The organism is Enterococcus sp. DIV0970a (assembly GCF_051711265.1).
GTDB classification, from domain to species: domain Bacteria; phylum Bacillota; class Bacilli; order Lactobacillales; family Enterococcaceae; genus Enterococcus_D; species Enterococcus_D casseliflavus.
Genome location: NZ_JBIOMF010000001.1, coordinates 113,171 through 129,702 on the forward strand (window position 1 = coordinate 113,171; position 16,532 = coordinate 129,702).

Consider the following 16,532-nt stretch of genomic DNA (forward strand, 5'->3'; position numbering starts at 1 on the left):
CATCAGCTGAGAGGAGGTGAACAATGAAAGAGATCACAACAAGTGCCGCAACCGCTGTACCTATCGGTAGCAAATCAAAAAAGACGGAGGCGTCACCAGAAGTCTTCAGTTTGCTGATGCAACAGCTGACAGAACAGACAGCAAGCAATCTGGCAGCATCCTTCGAACCATCAGGTATGACGGAGCAAACCGCCACCGCACCAGAAATGGGGATTGCCAGCAGTATGGAACATCTGCCGCAGGAGCCAGAAATCACTCCAGCAGTCGAACAACCTGCAACGACACAAGCGCCAGGAATGAGCCAGATCAGCCAGGCACCTTTTGCAGGCTTGGTTCAAGAAGCGCCACAGGCATCAATGGCAACGACGGAGCAGAACCAAACGAGCACCACAGCAGCTTCTCTCGACAGTGTTTCAGCAGCTTTTCCAGCACCAATAGACGTAGCCACCACAGTCATCAACCCCTCCGAGCCTGCGCTTGAAGGTCTAGCTTTGATGACAAATGACAGAAGTGAAGCCGCAGCAACAACGCTTGAAACACCTTTGCCAGAAGACTTAGTAGGCGAGGAGCAGACCACGGCAAAAGGAATCGCTCCTTTCAAGGAAATCAAGGAAGTCGATTCAGTAACACAAGCCGCGATTGCGCAAACGACAGAAGCACAGCTGAAACAGTCCACCGAAGGGACCGCGCAATTGGGCCAAACGGGACCATTAAATCAAGTGTCGCCAGTGACCAACCAAGCGACGGATACGACTAGCACCTTGCAACGCACGAATGAAACAGTCGCCAAAAAAGCGGAAGCTGTTTCTGCACAAGCCATTGCTTCTTCAGCAGTAACTGACAATGAAATGGCGGCACCAGCACTGCAGCTGCTTGATGTTTCTCCCCTTTTGACCAAGCAAGGACCAACGCCAACAAAAGCGAATATGGAACAAGCGGTCCTGCCCTTAGCAAAAGCGACTGCCCAACTTGTCCAAACGAGCAGCACGGCAAGCGAGAAAAAAATCACGCTGCAATTCGTTCCCGAAAAATTAGGCACGATCCAGCTTTCCCTAGAAACGAATGCCCAAGGCAGCCGCTTAGAACTGACCGTTCAGCAGCCACAAGCCAAAGAATTATTGCTGTCCATCAAGCATGAGCTAGAGCAAGTTTTGCAAAAGCAAGAGCAGCCGATCCTAGCGATCAAAGAACCTACGTTAGCTTCTGTCCAGCAGGCTAGTCCGCTGGCAAATCAATCCTTTGCCGGCAGTATGATGGCAAGTGACAGTCAGTTAAGCCAACAGCGGTTTTTACAGGCTCAAAAAGGACAAAACAAAAAGCCATTTCATCAAAGCAATACGGCTGAGGAAGAGCCGCAATTAGCACCGATCGATCATGCGATCAGTATTTTAGTGTAAAGGAGGAGACCTATGGCAGATGAAATTACAGCAGCTGCGGCCGGTATTGCCAATACATCGGCATTAACGCAAACAAAAAAATCTTCAGATATCTCCATGGATGATTTTTTGAAGATCTTAGCCGCATCTATGAGCAACCCATCGATGGGAGGCAGCGATTCTTCTGGTGGTGGTAGCACCGACTATATCTCGCAACTGGTTCAATTTACGACCTTAGAGAGCTTGAATGAATTGAGCGAAACGTTGACGACCTCGGTGATTTTACAGCAACAGCAGCAAGCCTTTAGCTTGATCAATAAACAAGTCACTCTGATGGACGGCACAGAAACATTGTCAGGAACCATCGAAAAGGTCCGCTTTGCCAATGGCTACGCCACGATCGTCGTAAATGGCAAAGAATACAGTATGAGTGCGATCCAAGAGATTGGTGGCGAAGCAAAATGAGTTTGACGATTCAACAGGGGCTGCAAAAAGTTGCCGGGGAGCCTTATCAACATCCCTGCAAAGGCGTGGACAAACAAGCCTTTTCTGCAATGCTTGAACAAAAACAAAGCGACATCAAAGTCTCCCATCATGCGCAAAAGCGTTTGACCGCAAGAGAATTGACCTTACAAGACGATGATTATCAATCCCTTTCAACGGCGCTTAGTGAGCTCGCGGAAAAAGGCAGCAAAGAATCACTGCTCGTGTACAAAGATATGGGCTTGATCGCCGATGTCCATTCACGAACCATCATTACGGCGATGGGGATGAATGAGCTTCACACCGTCACCAATATTGACAGCGCCACATTTATCAAATAGCAGCTGGACTGAAAAGGGGCTGCAAGTATTTTCTGAATGACAGAGGAAAATACGCCAACCATAAGGAGGAAAACAAGCATGTTACGATCATTATATTCAGGTGTCAGTGGAATGAAAAATCTTCAAACGAAAATGGACGTGGTTTCCAATAATATCGCCAACGTCAATACGGTTGGATTCAAATCAAGTCGAGTACTTTTCCAAGACATGATGAGCCAAACGATGTCTAATGCAACTGCGCCAGGCAACGGCTTAGGCGGGATCAACGCAACGCAGATCGGTTTAGGGGTTCAGACGGGCTCCATCGATACTATCAATACAGTCGGTGCCCCGCAATCGACAGGTCGCAGCATGGATTTTTATATCAGCGGACAGGGCTACTTTATGGTACAAGGACCAGGAGCAAATGGCGAAACCTATTACACACGAGATGGCGCATTCGTGCGCGACAGCAACGGAACCTTGACCAATAGTGATGGGATGCAAGTCCTAGGTCGTTCAGTCAATGGCGGTCAACCAGTTGTCTATGATGACAACTTTGATGAAAACACGGCATTGAGCGGACAAGATGCGGTATCTCCCTTGTCGATCCCAAGCACACTGACCGTCAATGGGGAAACCTTGACCTATAACTCCATGGCGATCGATGCCAATGGCTTAGTGTTGGCAAAATACGGCAATCAAACCTTTGTGATGGGAAAAGTCGGTGTCGCAACCTTCAATAACCCAGAAGGCTTAGAAAAAGTCGGCGGCAACAACTATATCCAAACCAGCAACTCAGGGAATCCGATCGTTGCAGGACCTGGCAACAATGGCGCAGGAACGCTGCAAGCAGGTGCCTTGGAAATGTCCAATGTCGATCTTTCGACAGAATTTACCGAAATGATCATTGCGAGCCGTGCCTATCAAGCAAATTCAAGAAGTATTACGACTTCTGATGAAATGCTGCAAGAATTATTGAATCTAAAACGTTAAGAACGTGACGCTTCATCATTGAGAGGAGTTTGACCATGATTCTAGTGACAGCATTGAATGGCAAGCCATTCTATTTAAATCCAACATTGATTTATCGGATCGAAGAAATGCCGGATACATTGATCACACTGACAGACGGCAAAACATTAGTGGTGACGGAAGCTGCGCAAGAAGTTGCGCAGCGGGTGATCGAGTATCATACGGTGATCCATTCGAACCAAGTGAAAACGTAAGGGTGGGAAAGATGGCAAAAGAAGAAAAAGCACCAAAAGCAGAAAAAGAGAAAAAAGGCTTGAGTATGGTTGTTTTACTGCCGATCCTCTTGATCGTGGTAGTCGGCGGCAGTATCGGCGGGACCTTAGTGACGAATCACTTTTTGACGGGGGAAAAAACAGCAGCTGCTGAAACAGCAAAAGACAGCAGCAAAATCTCCTCAGACGAAGCGATCGTGGCTTTGGATGAATTTTTAGTCAATTTGGCCAAAGAAGACAACCAAGAGCAGCAATACATGAAGGTCAATTTATCGATTTTAGTGGCAGATGAGGAAAAAAGCGCGGAAGCCACGAAAAATGTGGCCGTCATTCGTGACAGCGTCGTAAATTTATTGCGCCAACAAAAGGCCAGCGGTATTTTGAGCTCCGCCGAAAGTGTACCGAATTTAAAAAAAGCATTGAAAGAAACAATTAATCAGGAATACGGATCAGAAATCGCCAAGGATGTTTATGTGACGGATTTAGTGATCCAATAGAAAGAGGCATGTTGATGGAAACATTTTTATCGCTGGTCAAAATGATTGGGTTTTTGCTGCTTATTCTTTATTTGATCAACATCAGTTTGAAATACTTGAATCGTTACACGAACCAGCACAATCACCAGCTGCGTATTTTGCAAAAAATCGCCGTCAGCAAGTCGTCTTCGATCGGGATCGTCCAAATCATGGACAAATGTTATGTCATGAGCTTTTCTGAACAGCAAAACCAAATCATCAAAGAGTTGACGCCAGAAGAAACGGCCGCTTTTTTACAGCAAAGCCTAGAAAGCACCCAAGTGCAAGCTGGCAAAGACTTTTCTGAATGGCTCAACAAAGCCAAGGCGGAAATTGCTGGAAAACGAGGCAAGCAAAAATGAAGATCAAAGGCAGAGATATCAAGATCATGGCTGCGGTCCTTTTCAGCAGTCTGATGCTTCCGCAGACGGCATTTGCGCTAGACACGGAAGACGTCAGTTCCACCATCAACAATTTATTGTCGAATGGGAATGGCTCAAGTGATACGATCAATACCTTCTTGTTGCTGACGCTGCTTTCCCTTTTACCAGTCTTGCTGATCATGATGACTTCTTTTACTCGTATCATCATGGTCTTGTCCTTTGTGCGCAGTTCGTTAGGTACACAGCAAAACCCGCCCAATCAAGTGTTGATCGGGTTGGCCTTATTCTTGACATTTTTTATTATGAAACCTGTGTATACCGACGTCTATCAGCAAGCGATCGAACCGTTTGATCGACAAGAGATCAGCCAAGCCGAAGCCTTTGACCGCTCAGAAAAACGGATCAAGGCCTTTATGATGGTACAGACACGGGAAAAAGACATTGCCTTGTTTGCGGAAGCTGATGGGGAGACCGAAAAGTATCATTCTTCTGACGATGTTCCTCTGACCGTTATGGTACCGGCGTTTATTATCAGTGAGTTACGAACGGCTTTCAGTATCGGCTTTTTGATTTTTATCCCCTTTTTGATCATTGATCTGGTCGTCTCCAGTATCTTGATGTCGATGGGGATGATGATGCTGTCGCCGATCATGATCTCACTGCCCTTCAAGATCTTACTATTTGTTTTAGTGGATGGCTGGTATCTGATCGTGGAGTCGCTGATCAAGAGCTTTCAATAGCCGCTAAGAAAGGAGCCAAGAGGAAATGACAGTAGAAATGGTACTTGATGTGCTAAGGGAAGCCTTTCTTCGAATTTTAGCGATATCTGGCCCTGCCTTATTGGTTGGCATGCTCGTTGGATTGGTGATCAGTATTTTTCAAGCCACTACCCAAATCCAAGAACAAACGTTGAGCTTTGTGCCGAAACTATTAGCGATTTTTTTGACCTTGATCTTGGCGGGGAATTTTATGCTGAATCTCTTGTTGAATTTTACCAAAATGATTTTCAAGATGATTGCGGCAATGTAAGGAGGAAACCTGATGGCGCCGATTCAAGCGACGGTGTTGATTTTTTGTCGAATATTGGCGTTTGTCGTCCTTTGTCCGATCTTCTCACAGCAAAATTTTCCGTCACTGGCAAAAATCGTGATCGGCATGGCGTTGACGGTCCTATGTCTGCCGACGGCACCTGCGATTCCCGAGCTTTCCCTCTTTATGCTGACGGTTTTCGTCATCAAGGAAGTACTGTTTGGGATGGCGATGGGCTATTTGAGTCAGCTCGTCTTTACTGGTGTGGAAATTGCGGGTCAACTGATCGACTTTCAAGTAGGCTTTTCGATGGCGCAAGCCTATGATCCGACGTTGCAAATCGCCTCTTCCCAGTATGGCAAAACGTACTATTGGCTGACGATCGCTGTGTTTTTTGGACTTGATCTGCATCATCGACTGATCACAGCACTGCTGTTGTCTTTTCGGATCGTGCCCTTAGGCTCTGTGGTGATCCAAGGCACGACGGTTGAAGGCATCGTCAAACTTTTCAGCCAAATGATGGTGATGGCAGTCAATCTTGCGGCACCAATGATCATTGCGCTGCTGTTGGTGGACCTGGTGCTAGGTGTGATTTCTCGGTCGATTCCCCAGATCAATATTTTGATGATGAGTCTTTCGATGAAAACCGCCATCAGTTTTGTGGTGTTTCTCTTGCTACTACCCAATGTCCTTTCGTACTTAGGCAAACACTTGCCAGATACGGTCCGCTATTTGCAGGAGTTTATCGAGTCCTTTCAATAAAGTAACAGGTAGCCAGCAGGAGGTGAGAAGATGGCAGAAAAAGATGGCAAAACCGAACTACCTAGTGCCAAGCGGCTGCGGGATGCCCGCAAACGCGGGGAGGTCCCTAAGACCCAGGAATTAGCAGCAGCTGTTTCGCTATTGGTCTTCTCGTTTTTGATCCTGTCTTTATGGCAGTTTTTCGCAGCTTCTTTTTTGCCTTATTTTTCCCGAAGTTTGGCGCAGCTGGCTGATTATCAAACCAGTTTGGCGGATCTGCCGAAACTGGGGGTGCAGAGTATCTTGCTGCTGCTTTTGTTGTGTGCGCCCGTCTTTTTGGTCGCGCTCGGAGTCGGGCTTATCACGAATTATGCCCAAGTTGGTCTGTTGTTTTCTGGCAAGGCCGTCAAACCAGACTTTAAAAAGCTGAACCCCATCAGCGGGATCAAGCAGCAATTCAGTTTGCGCTCGTTGATGAATTTAGGCAAAACATTGGCGAAATTCGGCGTGATCGTCTACTTGTGCTACCAACAATTTTTAGCCGCCGTCCCTGTTTTACTGGGTTTGAGTGAAGTGGGGTTGGAAAAAACGATCCTGTTCATGCTGCTGCGGGCCAAAGAATTGTTTTTACAGATCTCGATTTTCTTGATCATTTTGGCCGTAGTCGACTACGGCTACCAACGCTATAACCATCGTAAGAACTTGATGATGAGCAAGCAGGAAGTCAAAGAAGAGTTCAAGCAAATGGAAGGTGATCCGCAAGTCAAAGCACAGCGCAAAGCGAAGTACCGTGCGATGACCCAAAATGCCATCGCCAACGTCAAAGAAGCGACGGTGTTGATCACCAATCCGACCCATTTCGCCATTGCGATTCGTTACGATGCCAGTAGTGAAGGGGTGCCGCGGGTCCTGGCCAAAGGGGCAGATCAGCTGGCGCAGCGGATGAAAGCAGAAGCACTGAAAGAAAATATTCCACAGATCGAAAACCGTGAAGTGGCACGAGCCCTTTATCGCCAAGTAGAACCCGGGGATCTGATCCCGGTTGAGATGTATGAAGCCATTGCCGAAATCATCGCTTTGGTCTATCAGTTAGAAGAAAGCCAACGCGGCAAGATTTAAGGAAACAGGAGGAACAAAAATGAATGAGGCTGCCTCAAAACCAAAAAAAGGCATTGGTCTGGCGGATATCTTAATCTCGGTGATCGTCCTAGCTATTATTGGTTTGATTATTATTCCATTACCGAGTGCACTATTAGATATTCTGATCATTATCAATTTGACGATCGCGATCAACATTTTACTGATCACCCTGTTTACCAAATCAGTGTTGGAATTCACTACGTTTCCAACCTTGCTGCTGATCACAACGATGTTTCGTTTAGGTTTGAACCTATCTTCCACGCGGTTGATCTTGACCCAAGGAAATGGCGGACACGTGATCGATGCCTTCGCCAATGTCGTTGCCGGCAGCAATTACATCGTGGGGATCATTTTGTTCGTGATCATCATGGTGGTTCAGCTAGTCGTCGTGACCAATGGTGCAGGGCGTGTCTCAGAAGTGACTGCTCGCTTCACATTGGATGCGATGCCCGGCAAGCAAATGGCGATCGATTCCGACCTAAATGCCGGTTTGATCACGGAAGCGGATGCCCGCAAACGACGAAAAGATCTGCAGCGAGAAGCTGATTTCTTTGGTTCGATGGATGGTGCCAGCAAGTTTGTCAAAGGGGATGCGATCGCAGGGATCTTGATCACTGTCATCAATTTAGTCGGCGGGGCGATCATTTTCTCCATGGGGGGACAAATGACCGTCATGGAAGCCTTCGCCCAATTCGGGAAACTGGCGATCGGGGATGGCTTGGTCAGCTCGATTCCCTCTTTATTGATTTCGATTGCTTCTGGGGTGATCGTGACTCGTTCCGATAACGATAGTTCCTTTGGTTTGGATATTGCGGCAGATGTGATGCGTAATCCCCAACTGTTTCGGATCGTGGGGGCGATTCTCTTCGTCTTAGCCTTAGTTCCTGGGTTTCCTTTTGTCCCTTTTGTGTTGATTGGTTTAGGCCTTTTCGCAGCCAGCTTTCTGGTGACGCAAAAAGAAGAAAAGCAGCGAGTGGAACAAAAACAATGGGAACAAAAATTGGCACTGGAACGCAAAAAAGAAGCACAGGAAGAAGACGATTCCGTGGCTTCCTTCCAAGTGGAACCAATCTCAGTGGAAATCGGTTATGGTCTGATCCCTATCGTGGATAGTTCGATCGACAACAGCTTGATGAACCGCATCGTGGCGATCCGTAAACAGAGTGCCAGAGAATTAGGGATCTTAGTCAGTCCCGTTCGTATTCGCGACAATCTCTATTTGGATGCCAATGATTACGTGATCAAGATCCGCGGCAATGAAGTCGGCCGCGGCGATATTTACCCGAATAAAGTCATGGTGATCAGTCCGAATGAAGAGCCGTTTCCTTTTCAAGGAATCGCAACAAAAGAACCAGCCTTTCATCTGGATGCTATGTGGATTGATGAATCCGATAAGGAGATGGCGGATCTGCAAGGGTTTACGATTATCGAGCCGTTGACCGTGATCGCAACACACTTAAAAGAAATCATCTATGCCCATGCACCAGAGCTGTTAGGTCGCCAAGAAGTCAAGAAATTATTGGAGGGCATCAAAGAGCAGTACAATGTCGTGATCGATGAATTGATCCCCGATATTTTACGGCTCGGCGAGGTCCAAAAAGTTTTACAAAATTTATTGGATGAGCAAATTCCCATCAATGACTTAGCAACGATCTTAGAAACTTTAGCCGATTACGGCGTTGTCACGAAAGACGTAGAAGTTTTGACAGAATATGTCCGCCAAGCATTGAAACGGACGATCGCTGCCAAGTATGCCAATGAGAACCACGAGCTGCAAGTGGCGGTGATCCAGCCGAAACTAGAAGAAATCATCGCTCAAAGTATCCAAAAAACCGCAACTGGCTCGTACCCGGTCTTAAAACCAGATACCGTGACCAAGCTGTTGGATTCCATCAGTGGGATCCAACATGCGGCGATCGCTCAAAATATCAATTTCGTGATTCTGGCATCGCCTAAGATCCGGTTAGCATTCAAAAAAATGATCGTTTTTAATTTTCCAGATATCGCCGTTCTTTCTCTAAATGAGATTCCCAATGAAATTGCGATCGAAACGGTGGGCAGTATTGACATTTAAGCAGAATTTTCTTAGGAAGGGGCATCGCCGATGTATGAAGTCGATCGAGAAGCGGAGATCATCAAGTATCTGCCGCTAGTGGAACGGGTGGTTCAGCGCCTGTCTATCAAAACCGCCGATTATGAATCAGGCGATCTCTATAATATTGGGGTGATTGGGCTGATGGATGCCTTGCGGAAATTCGATCCCTCAAAAAAAGTTCCTTTTGAAAGCTATGCAGCGATTCGCATCAAAGGGGCAATTATTGATGATGTACGCAAGCACGCCAAAATCTCCCGATACAAAATGGCGGCAGTCAATCAGTTTTATCAAGCACGGCAAGAGTTGGAGCAAAGCCTCAAAAGAGAAGCGACCGACACCGAGATCTGCAAACAGCTGGGAATCAACCAAAGTCAACTAGCGGATATTTATGAGAGTCTGCACTACTTAGCCAGCGTCTCTTTGGAAGATACCTTGTTTGCTTACCAAGAAGAAGGCATGACCTTAAAAGATATGGTTCGGGATCCAGCCGAAAATGTCGAAGATACCTTGGTCGCTGAAGAAAAACGCACCGCCTTGGTGGCGTGCATCAAAAAATTAGGGGAACGGGAACAATTGATTTTAAGTTTGTACTATACCGAAGAACTGACGTTAAAAGAAATCGCTGAAATCTTAGAAGTCTCGATTCCGCGAGTTTCACAAATTCATGGCAAAACGATTGCCAAATTGCGCACATTGATTGAGGAGGAACTGGCATGATTCGAGGATTGGATGTCTTATCACGGAACATTTCATTATTACAAAAGCGACAAGAGACGACGAGCGGCAATATTGCCAATGCCAATACAACAGGGTATCAAGCAAAAACTTTGTTCCAGTCGGCGCTAGATGAAGTCGCATTGCATAATTACCAAAGCGGGCCCAATGCGGATACCCGCCGTGATATCGGTGGATTGTCTTTAGGGACCCAATTGGCAGGCAGTACCATCAGTCAAGACCAAGGCGCCGTCAAACAGACGGGACAAGCCAGCGATTTTGCACTGCTTTCCGAAGGCTACTTTGTCGTTCAAAATAATGCGGGGCAGCGGTTGTATACGAGAAATGGCGACTTTACCGTCAATCAGCAGAATCAATACGTGACACAAGAAGGCTATCTTGTCTTGGGTGCCAATGGACAAGCAGTCAGCGCCTTGGGACCAGCGAACTTTCAGATCCAAACATTCCCCCCAGAAGCATTGACTACAGCTGGTCAAAACTATGTGACTAGCAACGCAGCAGGAACCACGGTGAATGCACCCGTGATCCAGCAAGGTGCCTTAGAACAAGCCAATGTAGCGGTTGCCGATGAAATGGTGGCGATGATCCAGACTTCTCGCGAATTTGAAGCCAATCAGAAAGCCTTGAGTTCAACGAATCAGACATTGCAAAAAGCGGTCAACGAATTAGGAAAGATTTGAGGATGAGTCAATGAATATCAGTGGATTATTAGGAATCAGCCGTTCTGGGTTGAATCATTTGCAGACAAACTTAGACACGACAGCCAACAACATCGCCAACGTCAATACCAATGGCTACCAAGCACAAACGACCCACTTTCAATCATTGATGGAAAATGCCATCGGTGCAGAAGAAACGCTATTTAATGGCAACGCCGCCCAATATGGTGCGTCAATGGGGGCAAAAGCGACTACGACTACCAGTTTTGCCCAAGGCAATCTGGCGGGCACCGCTCAGCCATTAGATCTCGCGATCCAAGGCAACGGCTTTTTCGGGGTCCGGGACCAAACTGGTCAATTGCTGCTGAGTCGAGCAGGCAATTTTCATTTAAGTGAGAACAAGCAATTAGTCAATAGTGAAGGGTACCCTGTGGCAATGACCACAAACGTACCGACCCCTCAGTGGCCAGATGCGCAGCAAATCGCAATAGATGCCAGCGGTCAGCTGACGACGGAAGAAAATGGTCAGACTCGCGTGTTGGGGCAGCTGACCCTTTATCAGCCGACGAATACAGAAAACATCACGCCAGTGGGCAACCAACTGTACCGTGCTGGTGATCAAGCGTTGCTTACTTCGCAAACCAATCCAGCAGCCTTTGGCAGCGTCTTGCAAGGACAGTTAGAACAGTCGACGGTGGATCTAGCGACTTCCATGACAGACTTGTTAACGACCCAGCGTGCGTATGGATTGAATACGAAAGCCATGCAGACAGCCGATGAGATGTGGTCCGTGATCAATCGTTTTACAGATTAGAGGAGAAAGAACATGATTCGCTTAACCAAGGTCAGTAAAAAATTCAGCAATGGCACGTTGGCATTGGCCGATATTTCTGTTGCGATCCCTCAAGGAGAATTTATCTATGTGGTGGGTCCCAGCGGTGCGGGCAAATCGACCTTATTCAAATTACTCTTGAAAGAAGAAGAGCTTTCGGCTGGTTCTATCCAAGTCGGCAATGTCTTGTTGGAACAACTCAAAGACCGTCATCTCTATATGGTTCGACGACAAGTCGGTATCGTCGGACAAGAAGACCTTTTGCTTCCTTATCTGACGGTTGCCAAAAACGTCGATTATGCGCTGCAAGTACTAGGCACTCCCCGCAAGCTGCGTCAGGAAAAAACCGCCAAAGCACTGCAACTGGTGGGCATGTTTCCTCAAAAGGATCACTATCCTGAAGAGCTTTCCGTGGGACAGCGCAAAAAAGTAGCGATTGCGCGGGCGATCGTCACAGAGCCAGCAGTCTTGATCGCCGATGAGCCCACCGCCAATCTGGATGCGAAATCAGCCGTTGAAGTCATGAAACTGCTCTTGCGGATCAATCAAGTCGGTGCCACGATCCTCTTGGCGACTCACGACAGCACGATGGTCAATACGGTCCGTAATCGGGTGGTCGAGCTGCAAAACGGTCGCTTGGTTCGTGATGAATATCAAGGCGGCTATACGCGCTTTGCTGATCCAAAAGATACATATGTCTGGTGAAGATGCTTAACTTTTCTAGCAAAAGATCCGATTAAAGAACTAGAAGATTGTTTTCATAATCGGATAAAGAAGGAGTGACCCAACGATTATCAAGTGAAGAGCGAATCTTGATAAACAGCACGACTGATCATTTTGCATAGGAAAGGATACTGTTATGAAGAAGAAGGTACAAGCTATCATCAAAAAAATCCGCTTGGCGGCGTTGATTCCGCTAGGATTTACCCTGATCGTATTATTAGGATGCTATTTCTTCGTGATCCGCACCCACGGAGACGGACAAGCAGCAAAAAGTTTTTTTATTTTTTCAGTAATCGTACTGCTGCTAGAAATCGCAGTGTTAGTAGGAATGACCTATTTGGTAAAAAAAGAGACCCACTCGGGCATGGATACGTTATTGACAGAACTAGAAGCAGTCGGTTCTGGCGATCTGTCGCATATCGATGAGATCGGCAGCAGCGACCAGACTTCTCTTTTTGGGCAAGTTCAAAATCGTTTTCAAGGGGTTTTAAACACCTTCAAAGCGGTGATCGTTGGCATGCACGAAGAAAGCAGCCGAATGGAAAAAATGGTAGGCGGCCTAACGACAACCTCAAAAAATGCCAAAAATTCAATTGAAAATGTGCGTCAGACGATGAATGCCATCGCAGATGCCACTAGTTCACAAGCCTCCGAAGCGGAACAAACCTCCTTTGATATGGACGAGCTAGCCTTAAGTATCGAAGAGATCCACAAAGAGATCGAATTGATGAACGGCTATGTCGGTCAATCCCAAAGCAGCAATGTCCACAATTCGGAAATGATGTTCCATGTATTTGAAAGCTGGGAGATCGAACGGCAAAACCAAGCAGAATTAGTAGAAAGCATGAACGACATGAACGAAGATGTCCAAAGCATCGGTAAGATCGTTCAGCTGATCAATGACATTTCTGATCAGACCAACTTACTGGCATTGAATGCATCCATCGAAGCAGCTCGAGCTGGAGAAGCGGGCCGAGGGTTTGCCATCGTTGCGGAAGAAGTCCGCAGCTTGGCGGAACAAAGCAGTCAATCAACGAAAAGCATTCGTTCGATCATTGAAACGATCCGCAAAAAATCGGAAAAAGTGGTCTCTGCAGTGACGGATTCCTTTGAAAGCGGCGAAAAACAAACCAACAATATCAACAAAGCGATCGAATCAGCCAATGAGATCTCTGATATTGTCGAAAAATTGGTTTCAAGTATTCAAGCCGTGGAAGCCCATATTACCGGGATCGTTGAGAAAAAAGACATGGTTCAAGTTTCCGTCAGCAACATTTCGGCTGCTGTTTCGGAAACATCCGCCGGCACCCAAGAAGTAACGGCAAACTTAGAAGACTTCTACTTAGTCATCGAAGACTTTGAACGGAATGTGCAAGAGATCGAAACGATCGCCACTATCCTTAAATTCCAAGTGGATAGTTTCAAATTCTAAAAAGGAGCAGTGACGCCAATGGAACAATACGTTGTATTTAAAAGTCATCAACAACTCTTTGCCTTGCGTATCGACTATGTGGTACGGGTCATTGAGGCTGCTTCTTTTACACAGCTGCCAGAAGTGGCAGATTTCGTGCTGGGGATCCAGCCTTTTGAAGAGGCGATGGTGCCGATCATTGACATCCGCAAAAAGCTGTTTGATGAATTTACACCGGAAACTGGGCAAAATGTGGTCTTGTTGTGTCACTGGCAAGAGCAGGCGATCGGCCTATACGTGGAAGAGATCGTCGGCATTTTACCGCTAGTTGAAAGTCCTAGCAATGCGGAACTAAATACATCAGGACTCAAGCAAAACTATATCGAAGCCTTTCTGAAAAAAGACGATGAACTTGTGCTGGCATTGGAGCTGCCGTTTCTCTTCAGCTATGAACAAGCCGCTGAGATGACGGCGGAGTTAGACGCCTATCAGACAGAGGAATTGGCAGCCGCCAATGACCATGACAATGATGACCGTGAATGAGGAACTGCATGTGGGGATCTCGGAGTATAAGATCGCCCAAGCGCCGACGCGTTTGATCACGGTGGGTTTAGGTTCTTGCATCGGCACGATCATTTACGATGAAGCCAGTCATATCGGCGGCTTGAGTCATATTATGCTGCCAGATAGTCAGCCTTTTTTGCACAAGCGGGAAATCAAGCCCGAGAAGTTTGCGGATTTGGCATTGCCAGCGATGGTGGCTGAGCTGGAACAAAAGATCCGTCGGCCTCGCTTTCAAGCGAAAATCGTTGGCGGCGCCAATATGTTTCAGTTCCAGACGCTTAACGCTGCCAGCAATATTGGCCAGCGCAATATTGAAGCCGTCGAGGAAGTCTTGGCTCGGCTAAACATTCCGATCGTAGCCAAACATGTTGGCGGCAGCGCTGGTCGAACGATGATCGTAGATCTTCAGGATTTCAAGACCATGGTTCGGCAAGTCAAACAAGAAATCGTTTATTTGTAAAAGGAGTACAGGGACATGAAAAAAGTAATGATCGTCGATGATTCGGCATTCATGCGGAAAGTAGTGACAGATTTATTGAATCAGCTGCCTGATATCGAGGTGACCGTCGCTGCCCGCAATGGCAAACAAGCATTGGACTATCTGACCAAAGAAGCGATCGATTTGGTAGTAATGGATGTGGAGATGCCAGTGATGAACGGATTAGAGACCTTGCGGAGGATGAAACAGCAATCAGCCATTCCCGTCATCATGCTTAGTTCATTAACCAATCAAGAAACCACGATTGAGGCTTTGGCGCTTGGCGCCCGAGATTTTGTGGAAAAACCCGTCAGTCTATCGATGATCGAAAAAGAATGGATCGCTGAATTTCATCAAAAGATTTTGGCGATGGATCATGAAGTCGGTACGGTTCACCCGCCAGTACCAACGATTGCCAAGCCCACTAAGCTGACACAAAACAGCTTGCCGGTATCACTTGATGCGCTAGTCATTGGTGCTTCAACAGGCGGCCCCCGTGCTTTGCTGGGAATTATTCGCCGTCTGCCTGCGCGTTTGCGTTGCCCGATTTTGATCGTTCAGCATATGCCAGCGGGCTTCACGGCTTCCTTTGCAAAACGCTTAGACACAGAGACAACCGTTCGAGTACAAGAAGCAGTCGACGGCATGCGGATCGAAAATCAAGTGTATCTTTGTCCAGGGGATTACCACATGACCGTCCAACAAGGGCACCTGCAGCTGGACCAGCGAGAAAAACGGCATGGGACGCGGCCAACCGTCGATTATCTTTTTTCCTCAGCAGCTGACTACTATGGCCCGCAACTAGCGGCAGTGGTTTTGACGGGGATGGGAAAAGACGGCACCGCTGGCTTACGACAGATCCAAGCGGCTGGGGGCTATACGATCGTTCAAGACAAAGAAACGTGTACAGTCTTTGGGATGCCGCGGTATGCCATTGAACAAGGAGTCGTGGATGAAGTCCTGCCATTGCAGGGCATTGAAGCAAAAATTGCACAGATGGTCAGGTGAAGAAGATGGAAGAAGAATTTGCCTTATTTAATGCGTGGGTGGATCGCCGATTAGGGATTCCCTTAGCCGCATACAAAGAAGATCAAATGCAGCGCCGCATCCTTACGATCATGGAAAACAGCGGGGCAAAAACGTTGAGGGAATACCAGCAATTGATCGAAGGCGATGACGGGGTGCGGGCGGCTTTTTTAGCCCATATCACCATTAACGTAACGGAATTTTATCGCAACAAAGAACTGTTTGACGCCTTTGAACGAGTCTTGAAAACCATTGTTCTCCCGAAAACCACGCTGCCCAAAATTTGGAGTGCCGCATGTTCGATTGGGGCAGAACCCTATACGATCGCGATGCTGCTAGAAAAAAACCAAATTGCCACAGCCAATGTTTTGGCTACCGATATCGATACGCAAATTTTGGCAAAAGCCAAGCAAGGACTCTATCGAGACCACGAATTGCGGAATGTCTCAGCGGCAGAACGTACCCGTTTTTTTGATGCAAAAGAAAAGAACCAGTTTCAGATCAAACCAGAAATCAAACGGCGGGTTCATTTTAAGCAACACGATCTTTTGAAAGACCCGTACAATGGGCCTTTTGATGTGATCGTTTGCCGCAATGTGACGATTTATTTCAAAAGTGATGCTCGGGATGCCGTCTATCAAAAATTCAGCGATGCATTGGTCCCAGGGGGCATTTTGTTTACGGGAGCGACAGAAACGATCAATTTTGCGGAACAATTCGGCCTCAAGAAAATCGATTCGTTTATCTATCAAAAAGTATAATTTTGTAAAGGAGG

The 16,532-nt window shown here is 47.0% G+C and carries 21 protein-coding genes; all 21 read left to right on the plus strand.

Going from position 1 to position 16,532, the window contains the following annotated elements:
- Window positions 1-23 precede the first annotated feature (23 nt).
- The 21 genes from IGK14_RS00510 to IGK14_RS00610 all read left to right on the plus strand — a co-directional run bounded on the left by IGK14_RS00510 (window position 24) and on the right by IGK14_RS00610 (window position 16,518).
- Window positions 24-1,397 carry a flagellar hook-length control protein FliK gene (locus IGK14_RS00510; protein WP_010748535.1) on the plus strand — a complete coding sequence of 458 codons (1,374 nt, stop codon included), beginning with the start codon at window positions 24-26 and terminating at the stop codon, window positions 1,395-1,397.
- Window positions 1,398-1,409: 12 nt separating this feature from the next.
- Window positions 1,410-1,841 carry a flagellar hook capping FlgD N-terminal domain-containing protein gene (locus IGK14_RS00515; protein ID WP_003129052.1) on the plus strand — a complete coding sequence of 144 codons (432 nt, stop codon included), beginning with the start codon at window positions 1,410-1,412 and terminating at the stop codon, window positions 1,839-1,841.
- A complete protein-coding gene (locus IGK14_RS00520; protein ID WP_010748536.1) occupies window positions 1,838-2,200 on the plus strand; it encodes a flagellar operon protein in 363 nt (120 codons plus the stop codon). Before IGK14_RS00515 ends, IGK14_RS00520 begins: the two co-directional genes overlap by 4 nt.
- A 78-nt stretch (window positions 2,201-2,278) precedes the next feature.
- On the plus strand, window positions 2,279-3,175 hold the full coding sequence (locus IGK14_RS00525) for a flagellar hook-basal body complex protein (RefSeq protein ID WP_010748537.1): 897 nt from the start codon (window positions 2,279-2,281) through the stop codon (window positions 3,173-3,175).
- A 35-nt stretch (window positions 3,176-3,210) separates the two neighbouring features.
- Window positions 3,211-3,408: a flagellar FlbD family protein gene (locus tag IGK14_RS00530; RefSeq protein WP_005226609.1), complete on the plus strand. Its 198-nt coding sequence runs from the start codon at window positions 3,211-3,213 to the stop codon at window positions 3,406-3,408.
- Between the two features lie 11 nt (window positions 3,409-3,419).
- Window positions 3,420-3,923 carry a flagellar basal body-associated FliL family protein gene (locus IGK14_RS00535; RefSeq protein ID WP_005472968.1) on the plus strand — a complete coding sequence of 168 codons (504 nt, stop codon included), beginning with the start codon at window positions 3,420-3,422 and terminating at the stop codon, window positions 3,921-3,923.
- Between the two features lie 14 nt (window positions 3,924-3,937).
- On the plus strand, window positions 3,938-4,303 hold the full coding sequence (locus tag IGK14_RS00540) for a flagellar biosynthetic protein FliO (RefSeq protein ID WP_005231716.1): 366 nt from the start codon (window positions 3,938-3,940) through the stop codon (window positions 4,301-4,303).
- Window positions 4,300-5,064: a flagellar type III secretion system pore protein FliP gene (gene fliP / locus IGK14_RS00545; RefSeq protein ID WP_005232783.1), complete on the plus strand. Its 765-nt coding sequence runs from the start codon at window positions 4,300-4,302 to the stop codon at window positions 5,062-5,064. Before IGK14_RS00540 ends, fliP begins: the two co-directional genes overlap by 4 nt.
- A 25-nt stretch (window positions 5,065-5,089) precedes the next feature.
- A complete protein-coding gene (gene fliQ, locus IGK14_RS00550) occupies window positions 5,090-5,353 on the plus strand; it encodes a flagellar biosynthesis protein FliQ (RefSeq protein ID WP_005226613.1) in 264 nt (87 codons plus the stop codon).
- Window positions 5,354-5,365: 12 nt separating this feature from the next.
- Window positions 5,366-6,115 carry a flagellar biosynthetic protein FliR gene (fliR, locus tag IGK14_RS00555; RefSeq protein WP_005232781.1) on the plus strand — a complete coding sequence of 250 codons (750 nt, stop codon included), beginning with the start codon at window positions 5,366-5,368 and terminating at the stop codon, window positions 6,113-6,115.
- A gap of 30 nt (window positions 6,116-6,145) precedes the next feature.
- Window positions 6,146-7,213, plus strand: coding sequence for an EscU/YscU/HrcU family type III secretion system export apparatus switch protein (locus tag IGK14_RS00560; RefSeq protein WP_010748538.1), 1,068 nt, complete (start codon window positions 6,146-6,148; stop codon window positions 7,211-7,213).
- 19 nt (window positions 7,214-7,232) lie between these two features.
- Complete coding sequence (flhA, locus tag IGK14_RS00565; RefSeq protein ID WP_005232779.1) at window positions 7,233-9,308, plus strand: flagellar biosynthesis protein FlhA; 2,076 nt, start codon at window positions 7,233-7,235, stop codon at window positions 9,306-9,308.
- A gap of 30 nt (window positions 9,309-9,338) precedes the next feature.
- The gene (locus tag IGK14_RS00570) at window positions 9,339-10,046 is read left to right on the plus strand and encodes a sigma-70 family RNA polymerase sigma factor (RefSeq protein ID WP_010748540.1); all 708 of its coding nucleotides are present in this window, start codon (window positions 9,339-9,341) and stop codon (window positions 10,044-10,046) included.
- Complete coding sequence (locus IGK14_RS00575; protein ID WP_010748541.1) at window positions 10,043-10,744, plus strand: flagellar hook-basal body protein; 702 nt, start codon at window positions 10,043-10,045, stop codon at window positions 10,742-10,744. Before IGK14_RS00570 ends, IGK14_RS00575 begins: the two co-directional genes overlap by 4 nt.
- A 10-nt stretch (window positions 10,745-10,754) precedes the next feature.
- Window positions 10,755-11,537 carry a flagellar hook-basal body protein gene (locus tag IGK14_RS00580; protein WP_010748542.1) on the plus strand — a complete coding sequence of 261 codons (783 nt, stop codon included), beginning with the start codon at window positions 10,755-10,757 and terminating at the stop codon, window positions 11,535-11,537.
- A gap of 12 nt (window positions 11,538-11,549) precedes the next feature.
- On the plus strand, window positions 11,550-12,260 hold the full coding sequence (locus tag IGK14_RS00585; protein WP_005226626.1) for a cell division ATP-binding protein FtsE: 711 nt from the start codon (window positions 11,550-11,552) through the stop codon (window positions 12,258-12,260).
- A gap of 154 nt (window positions 12,261-12,414) precedes the next feature.
- Entirely contained in the window at window positions 12,415-13,710 is a 1,296-nt protein-coding gene (locus IGK14_RS00590; protein ID WP_005226627.1) for a methyl-accepting chemotaxis protein, read from the plus strand.
- 18 nt (window positions 13,711-13,728) lie between these two features.
- A complete protein-coding gene (locus IGK14_RS00595) occupies window positions 13,729-14,232 on the plus strand; it encodes a chemotaxis protein CheW (protein WP_010748543.1) in 504 nt (167 codons plus the stop codon).
- Entirely contained in the window at window positions 14,204-14,713 is a 510-nt protein-coding gene (locus IGK14_RS00600; RefSeq protein ID WP_005226629.1) for a chemotaxis protein CheD, read from the plus strand. Before IGK14_RS00595 ends, IGK14_RS00600 begins: the two co-directional genes overlap by 29 nt.
- A gap of 15 nt (window positions 14,714-14,728) precedes the next feature.
- Window positions 14,729-15,739 carry a protein-glutamate methylesterase/protein-glutamine glutaminase gene (locus IGK14_RS00605; protein WP_010748544.1) on the plus strand — a complete coding sequence of 337 codons (1,011 nt, stop codon included), beginning with the start codon at window positions 14,729-14,731 and terminating at the stop codon, window positions 15,737-15,739.
- 5 nt (window positions 15,740-15,744) lie between these two features.
- Window positions 15,745-16,518 carry a CheR family methyltransferase gene (locus tag IGK14_RS00610; protein WP_438711440.1) on the plus strand — a complete coding sequence of 258 codons (774 nt, stop codon included), beginning with the start codon at window positions 15,745-15,747 and terminating at the stop codon, window positions 16,516-16,518.
- Window positions 16,519-16,532 lie beyond the last annotated feature (14 nt).

Bases quoted from the DNA above. Each gene is read 5' to 3' on its own strand.
- IGK14_RS00510 (WP_010748535.1), top strand. From the start codon at position 24: ATGAAAGAGATCACAACAAGTGCCGCAACCGCTGTACCTATCGGTAGC.
- IGK14_RS00515 (WP_003129052.1), top strand. From the start codon at position 1,410: ATGGCAGATGAAATTACAGCAGCTGCGGCCGGTATTGCCAATACATCG.
- IGK14_RS00520 (WP_010748536.1), top strand. From the start codon at position 1,838: ATGAGTTTGACGATTCAACAGGGGCTGCAAAAAGTTGCCGGGGAGCCT.
- IGK14_RS00525 (WP_010748537.1), top strand. From the start codon at position 2,279: ATGTTACGATCATTATATTCAGGTGTCAGTGGAATGAAAAATCTTCAA.
- IGK14_RS00530 (WP_005226609.1), top strand. From the start codon at position 3,211: ATGATTCTAGTGACAGCATTGAATGGCAAGCCATTCTATTTAAATCCA.
- IGK14_RS00535 (WP_005472968.1), top strand. From the start codon at position 3,420: ATGGCAAAAGAAGAAAAAGCACCAAAAGCAGAAAAAGAGAAAAAAGGC.
- IGK14_RS00540 (WP_005231716.1), top strand. From the start codon at position 3,938: ATGGAAACATTTTTATCGCTGGTCAAAATGATTGGGTTTTTGCTGCTT.
- fliP (WP_005232783.1), top strand. From the start codon at position 4,300: ATGAAGATCAAAGGCAGAGATATCAAGATCATGGCTGCGGTCCTTTTC.
- fliQ (WP_005226613.1), top strand. From the start codon at position 5,090: ATGACAGTAGAAATGGTACTTGATGTGCTAAGGGAAGCCTTTCTTCGA.
- fliR (WP_005232781.1), top strand. From the start codon at position 5,366: ATGGCGCCGATTCAAGCGACGGTGTTGATTTTTTGTCGAATATTGGCG.
- IGK14_RS00560 (WP_010748538.1), top strand. From the start codon at position 6,146: ATGGCAGAAAAAGATGGCAAAACCGAACTACCTAGTGCCAAGCGGCTG.
- flhA (WP_005232779.1), top strand. From the start codon at position 7,233: ATGAATGAGGCTGCCTCAAAACCAAAAAAAGGCATTGGTCTGGCGGAT.
- IGK14_RS00570 (WP_010748540.1), top strand. From the start codon at position 9,339: ATGTATGAAGTCGATCGAGAAGCGGAGATCATCAAGTATCTGCCGCTA.
- IGK14_RS00575 (WP_010748541.1), top strand. From the start codon at position 10,043: ATGATTCGAGGATTGGATGTCTTATCACGGAACATTTCATTATTACAA.
- IGK14_RS00580 (WP_010748542.1), top strand. From the start codon at position 10,755: ATGAATATCAGTGGATTATTAGGAATCAGCCGTTCTGGGTTGAATCAT.
- IGK14_RS00585 (WP_005226626.1), top strand. From the start codon at position 11,550: ATGATTCGCTTAACCAAGGTCAGTAAAAAATTCAGCAATGGCACGTTG.
- IGK14_RS00590 (WP_005226627.1), top strand. From the start codon at position 12,415: ATGAAGAAGAAGGTACAAGCTATCATCAAAAAAATCCGCTTGGCGGCG.
- IGK14_RS00595 (WP_010748543.1), top strand. From the start codon at position 13,729: ATGGAACAATACGTTGTATTTAAAAGTCATCAACAACTCTTTGCCTTG.
- IGK14_RS00600 (WP_005226629.1), top strand. From the start codon at position 14,204: ATGACCATGACAATGATGACCGTGAATGAGGAACTGCATGTGGGGATC.
- IGK14_RS00605 (WP_010748544.1), top strand. From the start codon at position 14,729: ATGAAAAAAGTAATGATCGTCGATGATTCGGCATTCATGCGGAAAGTA.
- IGK14_RS00610 (WP_438711440.1), top strand. From the start codon at position 15,745: ATGGAAGAAGAATTTGCCTTATTTAATGCGTGGGTGGATCGCCGATTA.